General features: G+C 66.6%; 14 protein-coding genes. 7 read left to right on the top strand and 7 right to left on the bottom strand.

Annotated elements, in window-relative coordinates:
* Positions 1–18: 18 nt before the first annotated feature.
* Positions 19–1,275: a CynX/NimT family MFS transporter gene (locus tag OHA77_RS15120; protein ID WP_406318741.1), complete on the bottom strand. Its 1,257-nt coding sequence runs from the start codon at positions 1,273–1,275 to the stop codon at positions 19–21.
* A gap of 140 nt (positions 1,276–1,415) precedes the next feature.
* Entirely contained in the window at positions 1,416–2,201 is a 786-nt protein-coding gene (locus tag OHA77_RS15115; protein WP_406318740.1) for an ice-binding family protein, read from the bottom strand.
* 808 nt (positions 2,202–3,009) lie between these two features.
* Here OHA77_RS15115 and OHA77_RS15110 point away from each other — a divergent pair.
* The 6 genes from OHA77_RS15110 (at position 3,010) to OHA77_RS15085 (ending at position 9,608) form a co-directional block, all read left to right on the top strand.
* Complete coding sequence (locus tag OHA77_RS15110) at positions 3,010–4,086, top strand: tyrosine-type recombinase/integrase (protein ID WP_406314955.1); 1,077 nt, start codon at positions 3,010–3,012, stop codon at positions 4,084–4,086.
* The gene (locus tag OHA77_RS15105) at positions 4,083–4,406 is read left to right on the top strand and encodes a helix-turn-helix domain-containing protein (RefSeq protein WP_406314957.1); all 324 of its coding nucleotides are present in this window, start codon (positions 4,083–4,085) and stop codon (positions 4,404–4,406) included. The genes OHA77_RS15110 and OHA77_RS15105 overlap by 4 nt, the downstream gene beginning before the upstream one ends.
* Positions 4,407–4,546: 140 nt before the next feature.
* Positions 4,547–5,674, top strand: a complete 1,128-nt coding sequence (locus tag OHA77_RS15100) for a tyrosine-type recombinase/integrase (RefSeq protein ID WP_406314959.1) — start codon at positions 4,547–4,549, stop codon at positions 5,672–5,674.
* A 138-nt stretch (positions 5,675–5,812) separates the two neighbouring features.
* Positions 5,813–6,463 (top strand): HAD family hydrolase, encoded by a 651-nt coding sequence (locus OHA77_RS15095; protein WP_406314961.1) that lies wholly within the window; start codon positions 5,813–5,815, stop codon positions 6,461–6,463.
* A 776-nt stretch (positions 6,464–7,239) separates the two neighbouring features.
* Complete coding sequence (gene ltrA, locus OHA77_RS15090; RefSeq protein WP_406318739.1) at positions 7,240–8,745, top strand: group II intron reverse transcriptase/maturase; 1,506 nt, start codon at positions 7,240–7,242, stop codon at positions 8,743–8,745.
* 275 nt (positions 8,746–9,020) lie between these two features.
* Positions 9,021–9,608 carry a recombinase family protein gene (locus tag OHA77_RS15085; RefSeq protein ID WP_406318738.1) on the top strand — a complete coding sequence of 196 codons (588 nt, stop codon included), beginning with the start codon at positions 9,021–9,023 and terminating at the stop codon, positions 9,606–9,608.
* Between the two features lie 103 nt (positions 9,609–9,711).
* Here the strand turns inward: OHA77_RS15085 and OHA77_RS15080 are convergent, their stop codons facing one another.
* Genes OHA77_RS15080 through OHA77_RS15065 form a run of 4 tightly spaced genes read right to left on the bottom strand, consistent with a single transcriptional unit; the run spans position 9,712 to position 13,620 of the window.
* Positions 9,712–10,698, bottom strand: coding sequence for a hypothetical protein (locus OHA77_RS15080; RefSeq protein ID WP_406318737.1), 987 nt, complete (start codon positions 10,696–10,698; stop codon positions 9,712–9,714).
* 8 nt (positions 10,699–10,706) lie between these two features.
* Positions 10,707–11,465: an ABC transporter permease gene (locus OHA77_RS15075; RefSeq protein WP_406318736.1), complete on the bottom strand. Its 759-nt coding sequence runs from the start codon at positions 11,463–11,465 to the stop codon at positions 10,707–10,709.
* The gene (locus tag OHA77_RS15070) at positions 11,462–12,406 is read right to left on the bottom strand and encodes an ATP-binding cassette domain-containing protein (RefSeq protein WP_406318735.1); all 945 of its coding nucleotides are present in this window, start codon (positions 12,404–12,406) and stop codon (positions 11,462–11,464) included. The genes OHA77_RS15075 and OHA77_RS15070 overlap by 4 nt, the downstream gene beginning before the upstream one ends.
* A gap of 5 nt (positions 12,407–12,411) precedes the next feature.
* Positions 12,412–13,620, bottom strand: coding sequence for a cytochrome P450 (locus OHA77_RS15065; RefSeq protein WP_406318734.1), 1,209 nt, complete (start codon positions 13,618–13,620; stop codon positions 12,412–12,414).
* Between the two features lie 146 nt (positions 13,621–13,766).
* Between OHA77_RS15065 and OHA77_RS15060 the strand changes: the two genes are divergently transcribed.
* A complete protein-coding gene (locus OHA77_RS15060) occupies positions 13,767–14,450 on the top strand; it encodes a helix-turn-helix domain-containing protein (RefSeq protein WP_327092565.1) in 684 nt (227 codons plus the stop codon).
* 177 nt (positions 14,451–14,627) lie between these two features.
* On the opposite strand, the gene ltrA (OHA77_RS15055) is transcribed toward OHA77_RS15060, so the two are convergent.
* Positions 14,628–16,034: a group II intron reverse transcriptase/maturase gene (gene ltrA, locus OHA77_RS15055; protein ID WP_406318733.1), complete on the bottom strand. Its 1,407-nt coding sequence runs from the start codon at positions 16,032–16,034 to the stop codon at positions 14,628–14,630.
* Positions 16,035–16,590: the final 556 nt, after the last annotated feature.

The following is a 16,590-nucleotide window of genomic DNA, read 5'->3' as shown; positions in this document are numbered from 1 at the left end:
GCCCGCCGGATCCGCCCGTCAGACGTAACGCGGGCGCCCGGCGAACGCTCCGACGACGATCTGCACCGTGAGCACGCCGATCAGCATGACGAAGGGCACGGTCCAATCGCCGGTCACGTCGTGCAGCATGCCGAACAGGAACGGACCCGCCCCGGCGATCAGATAACCGAACCCCTGTGCCATCCCCGAGAGCCGCGCGGTGTCCTGCGCGGTGCGCGCCCGCAGCGCGATGGTGACCAGCGCCAGGGAGAAGACGCTCATCCCGAGACCGAGCAGGACGGTCCACAGCAGCGGTACGGCGGACGGCGCGAGCAGCAACCCGAACAGGCCGGCCAGCCCGCACACGCCGAGCCCCACGATCCATCCGCTGAGGCCCCGACGGGCCGCGAGCGGCGGGACCACCAGGCTGATCGGCAGCGCCATCACCGACAGCAGGCTCAGCAGCAGCCCCGAATCGCCGCGGCTGACCCCGGCGTCCATCAGCACCTGCGGCAGCCAGCCCATCACCACGAAGCCCAGCAACGACTGCAGACCGAAGAACACCGTGATGGTCCAGGCCAGCGGGCTGCGCAGCAGGGACCTGCCCGGCTTGCCGACGTTCTCGACCGTGACGGCGTGCAGCCTGCCGCGCCCGGTGGCGACCAGCCAGACCACCAGTGCCGGCGCGGCGAGCACGGCCCAACCGGCCAGCGCGGGCCGCCACCCGCCGAGCCCGGCGGCCAGCGGAGGGGTGAGTGCGAAGCCGAGGGTGGCGCCGCCCTGCAGGGCGGCGGTGTAGATCCCGGTCATCATCCCGATCCTGACCGGGAAGGAATTCCTGATCATCACCGGGACCAGCGTGCCGGCGAAGGCGATCCCGATGGCGGCGAGCAGGGTGCCACCGAGCACCGTGAACGGGCCGTCCACCACGCGCGAGACGAGCCCGCAGGCCAGCAGGCCGAGTGCGATGCCGACGGCGGCCCGCATCCCGGCGCGGCGGGCCAGCACCGGGGCGGCCAGCCCGCCTGCGGCGAAACACAGGACGGGGACCGTGGTGAGCAGTCCGGCCCAGGTCGCGGAGGCGCCGAGGGAGTCGCGCACCTCGTCGAGCAGCGGACCGACGCTGGTGATCGCCGGCCGCAGGTTCAACGCGGTGAGCGCCACTGCGACCGCGAGCAGGACCCCGCCGGACAGCGCCGCACCGCGATCCTGCGGGCCGGATCCGGCGGCGTCCTCCCCCTCGGGCCCGGAGCCGGGTGCGCCGACCTGGTCGGGAACATGGCGTTCGAAAGACATCTCGGCCCGCTCCTCCAGAGACGAATGGACGTCGGCCCACGATATCCGTTGATCTTCCGGCGATCACTGCCGGAACGCCTCGTAGGCGTGCGGATCCGTCATCGGCGCCCGTCCGCCTGCCCGGGGATGCGCGGCGGAGCCTACGGCGTGCCCGGGGTCTGCGTGGCGCTCGACGGGCTCTGGCAGAAGGACTGCGTGATGGTGCTCCTGTTCAGGGTGATGATGCCGTTACGGGCCAGGGCGCGGCCCTTCACGGTCGCACCGCTGCTTGTGGAGATCGAGTTCAGCGCGAGGATGTTTCCGGTGAAATCGGAGTTCATTCCCAGCGAGGCCGAGCTACCGACCTTCCAGAAGACATTGCACTCCTGGGCGTCCCCGGTGAGAGTCACCGTGCTGGCGGTTGCGGCGGTGAGGGTGGAGGTCGTCTGGAAGATGAAGACCGCGTCCGGGTCTCCCTGCGCGTCGAGTGTCAGGTCTCCGGTGATCTGGAAGGTGCCGGCGGTGGACTTGTAGAGACCTGGCGTCACGGTGGTCCCGCCGAGCTGCGTCGGCACGACGGTGGCAGGAGTCCGGGCGGCGGCATCGTTGTAGGCGGTGGTCAGGTCGGTCTGGGCCTGAGCGGAGACGGCGTCGGCCGCGTGCGTGCTGCCGCTCTTGGTACCGGGCGGGAATCCGGTCACCAGCGCGCCCGGGCTCACTCCGAGGTCCCCGGTGACGACGGTGGCGCCGGTGTTCGTGACCGCTTTCCCGGCCAGCACCGCGAAGTTCGCAGCCGTGCCGAGCGCCACCGGCGTCTCCACGGCCGCACTCGCGGTGTGTGGTGCCGCGACCAGGACCCCCGTCGCGACCGTGACGGTGAGAGCTCCTGCCAGCCAGGAACGCTTGACGATTCGCGGTGCTACGCGAGAGCGGGTGGCGTCCATCATGAAGCCGTCCTTTATTTAGGTATTTCGCTGGTCAGACGCATTTCCGATGATGCGCCATCGCCTTCGACTCTACTGATCGGCGCACTCGCCGTCGTTATCCGACATGCGGGAGATTTTCCGCTGGAAGCCATTTCAGCGGTAAAGAAAATATGGCCGTTCCACCGGAACGTCCGCACCCGGCGAAACCGGCACAATATTCGAGCAAGGCCGGAATGCCTCCTCGTCTCGCGACCGCCTGCCAGTGCGGATCTTCGGTCTGGGCGGGGATTTTGAACGGTCCGTCCTGTGGTAGATGTCATTCGACTCGAGACGGCGCCATTTAGTGGAAAGACGTAAGAAATATCATGCAAGGCGCGTTTGCCGACGTTGCAGCAGATGGGAATGGGTGCGCTGGGATGCTCTCGGTGATCGGTGAAAGGCCGATTGATATTTCAAGGGGTGAACGAATATCTGAGATGTGTTGCCGTCGGCCTGAAACGGGCGTGAAGCCCTGGATGGACCGGACCCGCCCCATGCCGCCGGTCCGTGGACCGGTGACGGCGTCCGAGACCATGCGGTCGCCGCATCGGCCCCTCCCGCCTCCGGCGGTCCCGGACTCTAGCGATGTCCAGGGACAGAACCTGGGTAAGCAACAGTTCTTGAGTTGAGGGTGCTGAATCCTCCTCACCCTGCACGCTCCCTGCCTGCGAACTGCGTCTTCTCCCGTTTGCCGGATCGATCACCACACATCGAAGTAACTTCACTCTCCGTGAGACTTCTGTCACAGGAGTGACGGGGTGGCAGCGCTGGTGAAGTCGGGAGGTGTGGGTTGGCGCTGGGGGTCGTCCGAGACCTACGCGAGCACCGAGCCCCCGGCAGCGAAGAAGATCTCGTCGCCTTCGAGACCGACGTGCTGTCGGGGTTTGTGCTGGCTCGCGCGTCGGCAGGGCTGACCGACAGCACCATCCGCAACGACGCCAATCATCTGGAGCTGATCCGGAATTGGTTCGGCCGGCCGCTGTGGGAGATGCAGCCCGAAGACGGTGACGTCTACTTCGGCAAGGTGCTGCGAGACGCCAAGCCCTCCACCCGCACCGGGCGAGCGGCTGCTCTGACGGTGTTCTTCCGGTTTCTGGAGCTCAGGCACAAGGTTGAGCTGCACAACCTCACCGGCCGGGTCGTCGAATGCCCGCTCGATGAGGTCAACCGGCCACGGCTGTCGGTGGATCCGCAGCTGCGCGTTCCGCCGACCGTTGAGGAGATCGAGCAGCTGTTCGCCGGGTGGCGCGAAGAGCTGATGAGCTGCCGCAAGTTCGCTCCGGCCGCCCGCAACTACGCCGTGGCCCGGCTGGTCGCCGATGTTGGGCTACGGATCAACGAGGCCCGGATGCTCGACCTGGACGACGTGCGCTGGGAGCTGGGCCGGTTCGGCAAGCTGAACATCCGCCACGGGAAGGGGTCTCGCCGCAAGGGGCCCAAGCCACGGCTGGTGCCTCTGATCAACGGCGCCGACCGCAGCCTGCGCTGGTTCATCGAAGACGTCCTCGGGCTCTTCGAGCTCGACCTGTCCAGCCACCGCACGCCCTTGTTTCCCTCTGAGCGGAAGAACGCCGAGGGCACCTGCACCCGCGCCACGGCGGACGTGTTTCGCCGCGCCTTGATCGACGCCGTCGACCGGTATCTGCCGACCTGGTCGGGACGGCTGACACCACACGTGCTGCGGCACTTTTGCGCCTCCCAGCTCTACCTGGCCGGGATGAACCTGTTCGCGATCCAGGAACTGCTCGGCCACGCCTGGACCGGCACCACGGCCCGATACATCCACGTCCATGCCACCCATGTCGAAGACGCCTGGGTCACCGGACAGCGCCGCGTCGCCGACCGATGGAAAGGACTCACCCGATGAAATGGAACCTGCGCCTGGCGGCCGCGAACCGCGGGATCTGGAAGGCCAGTGAGTTCCAGCGGATGCTCGCCGAACGTGGCCTGGTCATCAGCGCCGGCAAGATGTCGGGCCTATGGTCTGGGGCTCCCAATGTGGTCAAACTCGACGAGCTCGACGTCATCTGCACCGTGCTGGGCTGCGGCGTCGACGAACTACTGATCCCCGAACCCGAGGCTGTCGCCGAGCCGCGGCACTACGACGATGACCAGAGCACGGCGGTTGGCCAAGATCGGCAGGTCACCCCGCGCACCGGGGCCGGGCGGTCGCTTCCTCCTCGATGAACTGCGCACACTGCGGCACGCCGTTGCCGGAGAAACGACGCCGGGATCAGGTCTACTGCAGCAACTCCTGCTCAGCGTTAGCCTCCTACCATCGGCGCAAGAACGGCCAGCCGGTCCCACCGCGTTGGCAGCATCCGGCGTTGACAGCAAATGATCCGGTACTGCGGGCAGCGGCACATCACGTCCAAGTACTCGGCCAAATCGGCGGCTGGAACCCCTCCACCACCAGATGCGTGCTGGACGGGCTCGTCACGGTGCTGACTGGCCTCCCCGCAGGTGAGCGTGTCTCGCTCAGCGAGGTTCGAGCCCGGCCGCACCGCTGGGTGTCGCGACCTCGGCTCATCGACGTGCTCATCGACCTGGACCTGCTCCACGATGACTCCGATCCGGCGATCAAATCCTGGATCGACCGGGTCACGATTCCTTTCACACCCGGCTTCATCATCCCCGTCCGGCAGTGGCTGCTGATCCTGCTCAACGGCGACGCCAGGGCACGGCCCCGGTCCGCATCCAGCATCTATGTCTACTTCGGGGCCATCCGGCCATTCCTCGATGACTGGGCGGCGAGCTATGACCATCTGCGGGAGGTCACCCGCTCCGACATCCACGCAGCGCTTGGACCGCTCAGCGGCTCACGACGCGCCACCACGATCAGCGCCCTGCGATCGCTGTTCGGGTTCGCCAAGAAGCGCGGCCTGATCTTCTCCAACCCGACGATCAGGTTGAAGGGCCGCCCGGCGGACTTCGCCCTGCTTCCGATGGCTGATGAGGAGATTCGGGCCATCGAGCAACAGGCCGAGGACCTCGCCGGACGAGTCATCATCGCCCTGGCTGCCGAGAACGCCGCTCGCACCGGAGCCATCCGCCATCTGACACTCGACGACCTCGATCTGGCCAACCGGCGAATCATCCTCGCAGGCCGCCGCCAGCGACTCGGCGACCTCAGCCATCGAGCACTCCGTCGCTGGCTCCGCTACCGCCGCACAACCTGGCCGCACACCAACAATCCCCACGTGCTCATCAGCAACAAGACTGCCTACGGTGCTGGCCCTATCAGCCAGGCGTTCGTGACGCTGCGGATGAATCGCATTGGATGCAGCGTCGACCGGATACGCAAGGACCGCATCCTGCACGAGGCTCTCGCCGGAGGAGCCGATCCGCTTCACCTGTCGCTGGTCTTCGGGATCTCCCACAGCACCGCAGCCAGATACTCCGCCGTCGCCGAGCATCTACTCGCCGACGAACTCGATCAGACACCCCAGCCATGATCCCGTCTGGATCATGACTCCGGGATCCCATCGGGTCGCCGATACTTCGACCCGCGGCGTCCGTCTCCCCACTCGCCACGCACCGGCCATCGGATCATGCAGCTGACACGGACGACCACTTCTCCCTAGCCTGTCCAGATGATCACTCCGATTGAGCTCGTCATCTTCGACTGCGACGGCGTGCTCGTCGACAGCGAACGCATAGCCGTCCGCGCCCATGTCGCCGTGGGCGCCGAGCTGGGCTGGCCGCTGACCGAAGCCGAGGTGATCGAAAAGTTCATCGGCCGGTCGCCCGTGTCCAACGGTGAACAAATCACTTCCCGAGTAGGGCCGGGCCGGGCCGCGCTCTGGTGGGAGAGATTCGAGCGACTCCACCGTGCGGCCGTCGATGCCGAACTCACCCCGGTCGACGGCATCCTCGAAGTCCTCGACACCCTCACGCATCCCAGCTGCGTCGCCTCTGGCGGCAGTCACGACACGATGCGCCACACGCTGGGTCACACCGGGATTTACCCATACTTCGAAGGCCGCATCTTCAGCGCAAGCGAGGTCGCCCGCGGCAAACCGGCCCCCGACCTGTTCCTGCACGCTGCCAAGCAGATGGGCGTCCACCCCTCGGCCTGCATCGTCGTCGAGGACAGCCAATACGGGATCCAGGCAGCCCGCGCAGCCGGCATGCGCGCCCTTGGCTACGCTGGCGGACTCACACCCGCGCAATGGCTCGAAGGATCGAACACCACGATCTTCGACGACATGCGCGAACTCCCGAGACTCCTTGCAGAAGCCTGACCGACCAGGATTCCAACTTGGCCTACGTGAAAGAAGAGGTCATCTTCCTCTGACCTGCTGGAAGGGCCCTACAACCCTAGATAACGATTGAACTCCCCGCGTTTTCAGATCTCACCAACCGAACTCACGTGTGTTCCCGATGAATATGCTTCAGTCTGGCTGAACTCACGGCAGACGTGCCGGTAAGAACGCTGTCATGAGCCCCAGTGCGCCACGAAGCGCTGATCTGTCCGTGCGGAGGTGAAAGACCGCCGCTGCTCTGCCGTCGTGGTGGCGGAGCAAAGCTGGAGGCAGCCCAACCCTGGAGTCGCTGGGGAGGGCGGGAGCAGCCTCGACAAAGTCGGGTCGGCCTGGCACTACCGGACGGGCCGGGCCCGATGAGCGAGACGAGAAGGTATACGCGAGGAACCGGTGTCGTTACGCCTCTTGATGTGACGCCAGCTCAAATCCGGTGGATATGGGCTGGTCAGCGGTGCGCACCCGCCCCCTCATCGCGGGGCGGGGAACTTCTGGCCGGGCATTGGGGCGCCTGGTCGGGAGGCCATGGTGAAAGGCCACGGCGTAGCCATGGCGAGGCCGCAGGGGTATAGCCGGGTGCCTAACTCGTCGAACGGACAGCAGTGAACGTGGGAACCCCCGCGCTCCCTCCTCTTCGACCTTCCAGCCAGGAAGGTGAGCGGGGATAGGTGCGATGTCCGCCGAAGGGCGTGGGTGGGACGGAGCCGTCGTAGTACTCCGAGCCGGGGAGAGCCCGGCACATGGGGAAGGACGGCAGCGTGTCGAGCAAGGAGAAGGGTGCAATGTCCGAAGATGCGGCGGTGAATACCGACGCTGGGAGATGGCCGGATGCTGATCCGGCTTTCTTCGCGGTACGGAAGATGCAGATCAAGTTGCACCGTTGGGCGACCGATGATCTCGGTCGCCGGTTCGGTGACCTGTTCAACCTCGTCTATGACCGGGCGTTTTTGGTGCACGCGTGGGAACGCGTGTCCTCTAACGCCGGGGCGCGGACTGCGGGCGTCGACCGGGCCACGGTGGCCTGGATCGAAGCCCGGATCGGGGTGGAGACCTTCCTGGAGGAGATCCGCAACTCGCTGAAGTTCGGCGGGTTCGAACCGGTCGAAGTGCGGCAGGTGATGATTCCCAAGGCGAGCGGCAAGCTTCGCAAGCTGGGCATCCCCACCGTCGCCGACCGGATCGTCCAGGCCAGTCTCAAGGCGGTGCTCGAACCCATCTTCGAGGCGGATTTCCTGCCGTGCTCGTATGGGTTCCGGCCTAACCGGCGGGCGCATGATGCGATTGCCGAGATCCACCATCTGGCTTCGGCTCCCTCGAATCACACCTGGGTGCTGGAGGCGGACATCACGGCGTGTTTCGACGAGATCGACCACACGGCGTTGATGGATCGCCTGCGGGCGAGGATCAAGGACAAGCGGGTCTGCGCGCTGGTCAAGGCGTTCCTGAAGGCCGGGGTCATGACGACTACCGGAGACCGGCAGGAGACACCGGCGGGAACCCCGCAAGGCGGGATTCTCTCCCCGCTGCTGGCCAACATCGCCCTGTCGGCGCTGGACGAATACTTCGACCGGCAACGACGAGAGCAGATGGGAACCATTTACCAGCGGGTCAAGCGCAGGAAGAACGGTCTGGGCAACTGGAAGCTCATCCGGTTCGCCGATGACTTCGTCGTCATGGTGAGCGGAGAGCGCCGGCACGCCGAGGCACTGCGTGAGGAGGTGGCGGCCGTGCTCGTTCCGTTAGGGCTGCGGCTGTCACCGGAGAAGACCCGCGTGGTCCACATCGATGAGGGCTTTGACTTCCTCAGCTTTCATATCCGCCGGATGCGGAAGAGGGGGACGAACAAGCATTACGTCTACACCGTGGTGTCCAAGAAGGCGATCCAGTCGATCAAGGACAAGGTGAAAGCAAAGACCTACAGGTCAACCCGCCATATGAGCCTGGCCGAGCTGATCGGTAGTCTCAACCGGCTCTTGCGCGGGTGGGCGAACTACTTCCGGCATGCGGTGGCGAAAGATGTGTTCAACGCGATCGACTCCTTCACCTGGCGTCGCGTCGCGAACTGGATCTTTCGCAAACACTCACTGCTCAGCCGTCAGGAGATGCGCCGCAGATTCTGCCGACCGGGCACCTGGAGAATCGTTCATGACGGCATCGAGCTCACCGGCGCCGCCAGCGTGAAGGTGACCCGATACCGCTACCGGGGGCACAGCATCGCAACCCCCTGGACCCCGACACCGGCAGCCGCCGCAGCCAGCGGCTGACCAACGGCCACAACACGTGGAGAGCCCGGTGCTTCGAGAGGAGCACGCCGGGTTCGGCGGGCGGGCCGGGGAAACGGACTGATCGCAAGGTCAGCACCGCGCCCTGGCCCGACCCAACAACGGCGTTGATCTTGTCCGGAATCGATCATTTCTGAGACACCCTGCAGTCACAGTCCTGCTCTCGGTGTTCAACTCCGCGATCATGTCTCATAACCCGCGTACGAAAACTATGTTTCAATATCCTGAAGCCAGATCGTTTATGAGACGATATCCAGATGAGCAGGATCGGCTACGGCAGGGTGTCCACCCGCGACCAGAACCCCGACAGCCAGCGCGACGCCCTCACAGAGGCCGGTTGCGACCAGATCTTCGTCGACAAGGCATCGGGGAAGGTCGATCGATGCCCTGAGCTCGACAAAGCGCTGGAATACCTCAGGCCTGGCGACACCTTCATCATCACTCGCCTATCGCGCGCCGCCCGTTCGCTGCGCCACCTGCTGGACTTGGCGGCGCAGCTCCGCGAGCGCGAGGTCGATCTCTTGGTGCTCAAGCAGGGCATCGACACCTCCACGCCGGGTGGACGCCTGCAGTTCCACATGTTTGGCGCCTTCGACGAGTTCCTCCGCGAACTCATCGTCGAGGGCACCCTCGAAGGACTGGCCTCGGCCCGAGCGCGCGGCCGCGTCGGTGGGCGGCCGGCGGCCCTGGACGCCCACGGGGTGGAGATGGCCCGCGCGCTCTACGAGATGAAGGGCGATGACGGCAAGCGCCGCTACACCGTCCAGCAGATCGCCGACCGGCTCGGCGTCAGCCGCGCCACGATCTACCGCCACCTCGATCCCGACAAGCCGGTCTCGGCGTAGGAGGAGCACGGTGCTGCCCCCGGTCACCTACTACGGCGGCAAGGCCAAGCTGAGCTTGTTCATAAGAAATCTGGAGCGATCTCGCAAGCGCCAAGGTTAAAGGTCAAGTTGGCGGAGCGGTGCGGCGGAGCCGTACCACCACAAAGGCGAGCAGCTCGAAGGCGGCCAGCGCGAAGACCGCGTTGCCCATGAGGTCCACATTCGCGGGCGCTGGGAAACTCGGCGGCTGAGGGAAGCCGTGCCAGGCGTAGGTGACCAGGCCGGCAGCGCCCAGGGCGAACCTGTGCCAGGGTCCCCAGCCCATGCGCCGGGACCAGCGCAGGATGAGCAGCGTCATCGTGGCGTAGAGCGCGAGGTAGAAGCCGACCGTGATCCACGCGGGCACGACGGACTCCAGCTTGATCCCCACCATGGCGAGCAAGCTGGGGAGCCAGAAGGCCAGCCCGGCCGCGATGGTGATCGCGAAGACGGTCCACGGGCTGGGCGGCGTGGCCGGGAGGAGGGGGCGGCGGAATCGAACGGACAGGAACGCGGCGATGATCAGGGCGACGGCCGTGATCAGTGTCCAGGTGATCTGAGCGGCCGACAACGGGTAGATGGCCGGACCTGCCAGGGCGAGGGGCACCGCGCCGCCGAGCAGGAACAGGACGGCTGACACGGTGAGGCCGACCTTGCCGAGCCAGGGTGTGTCCGGCCGGCGTGAGCCCGCCTCTACTAGCGAGATCGGCACCGCGATGCTCCACACGCCATGGATGGCCAGAACGAACACGGTCCAGTGGGCGCTGATGTCCAGTGCCGGAATGAATCCATAGTCGAGCAACCGCAACCCGACATAGTCGGGATTGAACAGCGACCGGGTGAGCAGGCCCTCCTCGATCACGGCATAGGCGAGCCCGAGCAGGATGATCCCCGGCCACCCCAGCCGCCACCGGCGGGCGACCTCACGGATCAGCAGCGCGCCACCGCCATGGAGCGGAATCAGCCCGGTGATCATCGGTAGGGCGTTGATGGCGATGTTGCCAAGCAGATATTCGCCGACCAGCGGCGCGAGAACCAGCAGGCCAAGCGCTGGAAGAATGCGTTTGAACACCTCTACCCTCACCGGTTGTAGAGCCTGCGTGCCCACAGATAACTGACCAGGGCGATGCCCGCGCTCCACACAGCCGCCTCCAGGAAGCTGGACCCGGCCGGACGCCCGGCCAGCAGCGCGCGCAGTGTCTCGATGACGGGGGTGGCCGGCTGGTGCTCGGCGAACCAGCGCAAACCGGCTGGCATCGACTCGGTCGGGACGAAGCCGCTGCCGAGGAACGGCAGCAGCATCAGCGGCATCGGCAGGTTGCTGGCCGTGGCCACGTTCTTGGTGACCATGGCGAGCGCGACCGACAGCCAGGTGATGGCGAAGGTGAACATGGCCAGCACACCGACCACGCCGAGCCAGTCCAGCGCCGAGGCGGACGGGCGGAACCCGATCAGCAACGCCACCACTGTCACCGCGGCAATCGCGAGGAACGTCTGCACCATCGCCCCGAGTACGTGCCCGGTGAGCACCGAGATGCGGGCGATGGCCATGGTCTTGAACCTGGCGATGATGCCCTCGGCCATGTCGGTCGCCACCGAGATCGCGGTCCCCTGCGCGGCCCCGACGATCGTCGTGATCATGATGCCGGGGGTGAGGTAGCCGACGTAGGCGGCGTGGTCGGCGCCGATGCCCGCGCCCATGGTGCCGCCGAGGACGTAGACGAACAGCAGCAGGAACACCACGGGCACGGCCGCGAACGTGAGGATCAGCGTGGGGTAGCGCCAGATGTGTTTGACCTGGCGCCGCAGCATCGTCGCCGAGTCGGTGATCGCTCTCATCGGGAGGGCTCCTTGGTCGAGGGCTCCTGGGTCAGGGTGAGGAAGACGTCGTCCAGGTCGGGGGTGTGCACCGACAGCTCGGCGACGTCGATGGCATGGGTGTCCAGCCACTCCAGGAGCTTCCTCAGCGTCCTGACTCCGCCGGAGTCGGGGATCTGGACGGTGAGCGCCGCGTCGTTGCTGGAGGTGGCGCCGACGTGGCCGGCCGCCCTGCGGTACCCGTCGGGGTCGGCGAAGCGCACGACGATGTGGCCGCCGGGGACCAGCCGCTTGAGCTCCTCAGGGGTGCCCTCGGCCGCCAGCCGGCCCTGGCTGAGCAGCGCGATGCGGTCGGCGAGTTCGTCGGCCTCCTCCAGGTATTGGGTGGTCAGGAAGATGGTCACGCCGTCCTGCTGGACGAGGTCCCTGACGATCTGCCACATGGTGCGGCGGCTGCGCGGGTCCAGGCCTGCGGTCGGTTCGTCGAGGAAGATGAGCCTGGGCGTGCCGACCATGGTCATGGCGAGGTCGAGCCGGCGGCGCATGCCGCCCGAGTAGGTGGCCGCGGGCTTGCGCGCGGCGTCGGTGAGGTCGAAGCGCTCCAGCAGTTCGCGGACGCGCGTGCGGCCCTTGGCGTGGCCGAGGTGGAGCAGGTCGGCCATGAGTCGCAGGTTCTCCTCGCCGGTGAGGAAACTGTCGACCGCGGAGAACTGGCCGGTGACGCCGATCGCGGCACGCACCTTGTCGGGTTCCTTGGCCAGGTCGTGCCCGGCGACCCTGATCTCGCCCGCGTCGGCCTTGATGAGGGTGGACAGGATCTGCACTGTGGTGGTCTTGCCCGCGCCGTTGGGGCCGAGCAGCGAGAAGACGGTGCCCTGCGGGATGGTGAGGTCGATGCCGTCCAGGACGCGGTGGGCGCCGTAGGACTTACGCAGCCCTGTCACCGAGATGAAGGTTCGCATCGCGTTCATCCCTGATCCCAGGTGACGGGCAGGCTGTGCACGCCGTAGACCTGCGAGGGGTCGGTGCGCAGCGACAGCTCTTCAGCCGGTACGGCGAGCCGCAGCGTCGGGAAGCGGATGAGCAGCGCGGGAAACGCGACACGCATCTCGATGCGGGCAAGCTGCTGACCGAGGCACTGATGGACGCCGTGGCCGAAGGCCAGATGCCCGGCGGCCGAGCGGCGCAGATCGAGTACGTCGGGGCCTGCGAACCTGGCCGGGTCCCTGTTGGCAGCGTTGATCGCGATGATGACCGTGTCGCCCGCCTTGAGCTGTCTGCCGCCGAGCTCCACGTCCTCCAGCACGCCGCGCATACCGGTGGCGGCGACGGACAGGTAACGCAGCAGCTCCTCCACGGCGCCGGCGGCCAGGTCGGGGTCGCCGCGCAGGGCGGTGAGCTGGGCCGGGTTGCGCAGCAGGGCGAAGGTGCCGAGCGCGAGCATGTTGGCGGTGGTGTCGAGCCCGGCGCCGAGCAGGAACGCGGCCACGCCGCCGAGCTCCTCGTCGGTCAGGTCGCCGCCGGTGGCCAGGTCGCTGAGCAGGTCGTCGGTCGGCTTGGTCCGCTTGGCGAGCGCGAGCTCCCGCAGGTAGGTGCCGAGCTCGATGAAGGCGGCGTACTGCGCCTCAGCGGTCCCGGCGTCCGGCAGGGCCCGGGTGGAGCTCTGGAACTGGTCGCGGTCCTCCTGCGGCACGCCGAGCAGCTCACAGATCATCAGCGCTGGAACCGGCTGCGTGAAGACCTCGACGAGGTCGGCGGGCGGCCCCTGCCGCTCCATCGCGTCGAGCCACTCACGGGTGATCTCGGTGACCCGCTCGGTGAGCAGGTTCATCCTGCGGACGGTGAACTTGCCCGCCAGCAGTTTGCGGAAGCGGGTGTGCTGGGGTGCGTCCATGCCGGTCAGGTCGCCGACGGGGGCGGGCGGCAGGTGGCCGCCCGCCAGGGGGTGGTAGTGGGTTTCGTAGCGGGAGCTGAAGCGTGGGTCGGCGAGGATCTGGCGGACCAGGTCGTATCCGGTGATCATCCAGACGCCGGGGGCGCCCTCGGGCGCGGCCAGGCGGGCGATTGGCTGCTCTGCGCGCAGGGCGGTGAGCGAAGGGGCGGGATCGAAGGGGCAGGCGGGTGCGCGGTCGAGGGACGGAGTGACCGGCTCGTCGCGATAGTACGTGTTCGTCACGATTGAAAGCTACGTTGCTTTCAGAAATTATGTCAATTGATTGATGCACATAAATGCAGGTCAAAGCCGATAAATTGATGCGTTGATCGTGAAACTGAATGCAATGAAACATTGCATTGTGTGGCGTCGAACGCAATACTGGCGTCATGTCAGAAGGAAGGTTGACCCGGCAGGACCGCCAGCGCATCGCGACCGGCCTCGCCGAAGGGCGTTCGTACGCCGAGATCGCCAGGCGGCTGGACCGGCCGACCTCGACGATCAGCCGCGAGGTCGGCCGCAACGGCGGCCCCGGCGACTACCGCCCCGAGCGGGCGCACCAGGCGGCAGCGCGGCGGGCGCAGCGCGGCACCCCGGCCCGTTCGCCCGAGGCCGAACCCCAGGACCGCAAGGTCTTCGAGGTGGAAGAGGGAGCCGTCGAGATGGCGATCGGGATGGGCCTGCCGAAGATGATGGCGCGCGTGCTCATTGGCCTGTGGCTGAGCGAGGACGGCAGGCTCACTGCGGCCGAGCTGTCGCGCGGGCTGAAAGTCAGTCCCGCCTCGATCTCCATGGCGGTGGGCTACCTGACCCAGCAGGGGCTGATCAGGCGCGAGCGTGATCCGCGGCGGCGGCGCGACATCTACGTGGTCGACGACGACGCCTGGTACCACTCGACGGTGATCAGCTCGAGGCAGACGCTCGCGGCGGCGGAGGTCGCGAAGGAGGCGGGGCAGACGCTCGGGCTCGACACGCCCGTGGGACGCCGCCTGGCCTGGGGTGGTGCGTTCCTGGAGCGGATCAGCCTGGACGGTCTGGCGTCGGCTGAACGCTGGCGCGACCTCCCGCCGTGATCAGACCGCAGTATTTCTGCTAGCCACGCAGCGTCACGACAGTCACACAGAGCTACTTGTTGGGTCGGACCGGGGCGCGGTGCTGGCCTTGCGGCCAGTCCGTTTCCCCGGCTCGCCCGCCGAACCCGGCGTGCCCCTCTCAAGGCACCGGGCTCTCCACGTGTCGTGACCGTTTGGTCAGCCGCCGGTCGTGGCGGCTGCCGGTTCCGGGACGGCCCCCGCGGTCGGGATCGTGTGACCGCGATAGCGGTAGCGGATCACTTTGACGCCGGCGGCGCCGGTGAACTCACGTCCGTCGTAGGCGATCTTCCAGGTGCCCGGCAGGCAGAATCTGCGGCGCATCTCGTGTCTGCTGAGCCGGGAGTGTTTTCGGAAGATCCAGTTCGCGACGCAGCGCCATGTGAAGCTGTCGATCGCATTGAACACGTCCTTGGACACTCCGTGCCGGAAGTAGTTCGCCCACCCCCGCAGCATCCGGTTGAGGCTGACAACCAGCTCGCCCAGGTCCTGATAGAGGGTTGACCTGTGGGTCTTCGCCTTCACCTTATCCTTGATCGACTGAACGGCCTTCTTGGACGGCATGGTGTAGACGTAGTACTTCTGCGTTCCCCGCTTGCGCATCCGACGGATATGGAAGCCGAGGAAGTCGAAGCCCTCGTCGATGTGAACTACACGGGTCTTCTCCGGAGACAGGCGCAACCCCAGCGGGGCGAGCACGCCTGCGACCTCCTCACGCAGACCTTCGGCGTCGTGGCGTTCACCGGTCAGCATGACGACGAAGTCGTCGGCATATCGGACGAGCCGCCAGTTGGCCAGGCCGTTCTTCCTGCGCTTCTCCCGCTTGTAGTTGGTTCCCATCAGCTCCTGCCACTGCTGGTCGAAGTACTCGTCCAGCGCTGACAGGGCGATGTTGGCCAGGAGCGGGGAGAGGATCCCGCCCTGCGGGGTTCCTGCGAATGTCTCTTCCCGGTCACCGTTGCCCGTCATGACCCCGGCTTTCAGGAACGCCCTGACCAGCGCGCCGACCCGCTTGTCCTTGATCCTCACCCGCAGGCGGCCCATCAGGGCGGTGTGATCGATCTCGTCGAAACACGCCTTGATGTCCGCCTCCAGCACCCACCGGTAGTTGATGGGTGCCGAGGCCAGGTGATGGATCTCGGCAATCGCATCCTGCGCCCGCCGGCCGGGACGGAACCCATAGGAGCACGGCAGGAAATCCGCCTCAAAGATGGGTTCGAGCACCGCCTTGAGACTTGCCTGGACGACCCGGTCCGCGACGGTGGGAATCCCTAGCTTGCGGAGCTTCCCGCTCGCCTTGGGGATCATCACCTGCCGCACCTCGACCGGCTGGAACTCACTCGACTTCAGCGAGTTGCGGATCTCCCCCAGGAAGGCCTCGACCCCGATCCGCGTCTCGATCCGGGCCACGGTGGCCCGGTCGATTCCCGGAGTCCTCGCCCCGGCGTTGGAGGCGACGCGTTCCCACGCGTGCACCAGAAACGCCGGGTCGCATACGAGGTTGAACAGGTCACCGAACCGGCGGGAGGAATCCTCTCCCGCCCAACGATGCAACTTGATCTGCATCCTCCGTACCGTGCGCTCAGCCGACCACGGGTCAGGCCAAACGACGGCGCCGGTATTCACCGACGCGTCTTCGGACATTGCACTCTTCTCCTTGCCTGACACGCTGCCGTCCTTCCCCAGGTGACCGGCTCTCCCGGCCTCGGAGTACTACGACGGCTCCGCCCCACCTGAACCCTTTCGGCCGGCGTCGCGCCTATCCCCGCCTGCTTCCCTGGCAAGGAAACGGGCCGGGAGCCGGTCCAGGTGGTTCCCACGTTCACTGACGTCCGGTCGACGGGTTAGGCACCCGGCTATACCCCTGCGGCCTCGCCACGGTTACGCCGTAGTCCTTCACCGTGGCCTCCCGCCCGGATGAGGCAATATCCGAACGAGAGTTCCTCGCCCGTGATGAGGGGCAGGTACGCACCGCTGACCAGCCCATATCCACTGGGTTTGAGCTGGCGTCACATCGAGAGGCGTAACAACACCGGTTCCTCGCGTGTACCTTCCCGTCTCGCTCACCGGGCCCGGCCCTTCCAGCAGTCCTGGGCCGACCCGACTTTGTCGAGGCTGCTCC

The sequence above is a fragment of the Streptosporangium sp. NBC_01639 genome (assembly GCF_045209755.1).
GTDB lineage: Bacteria > Actinomycetota > Actinomycetes > Streptosporangiales > Streptosporangiaceae > Streptosporangium.
Note: the sequence above shows the minus strand (reverse complement) of the source record. Positions and strands in the feature narration are given on the sequence as shown.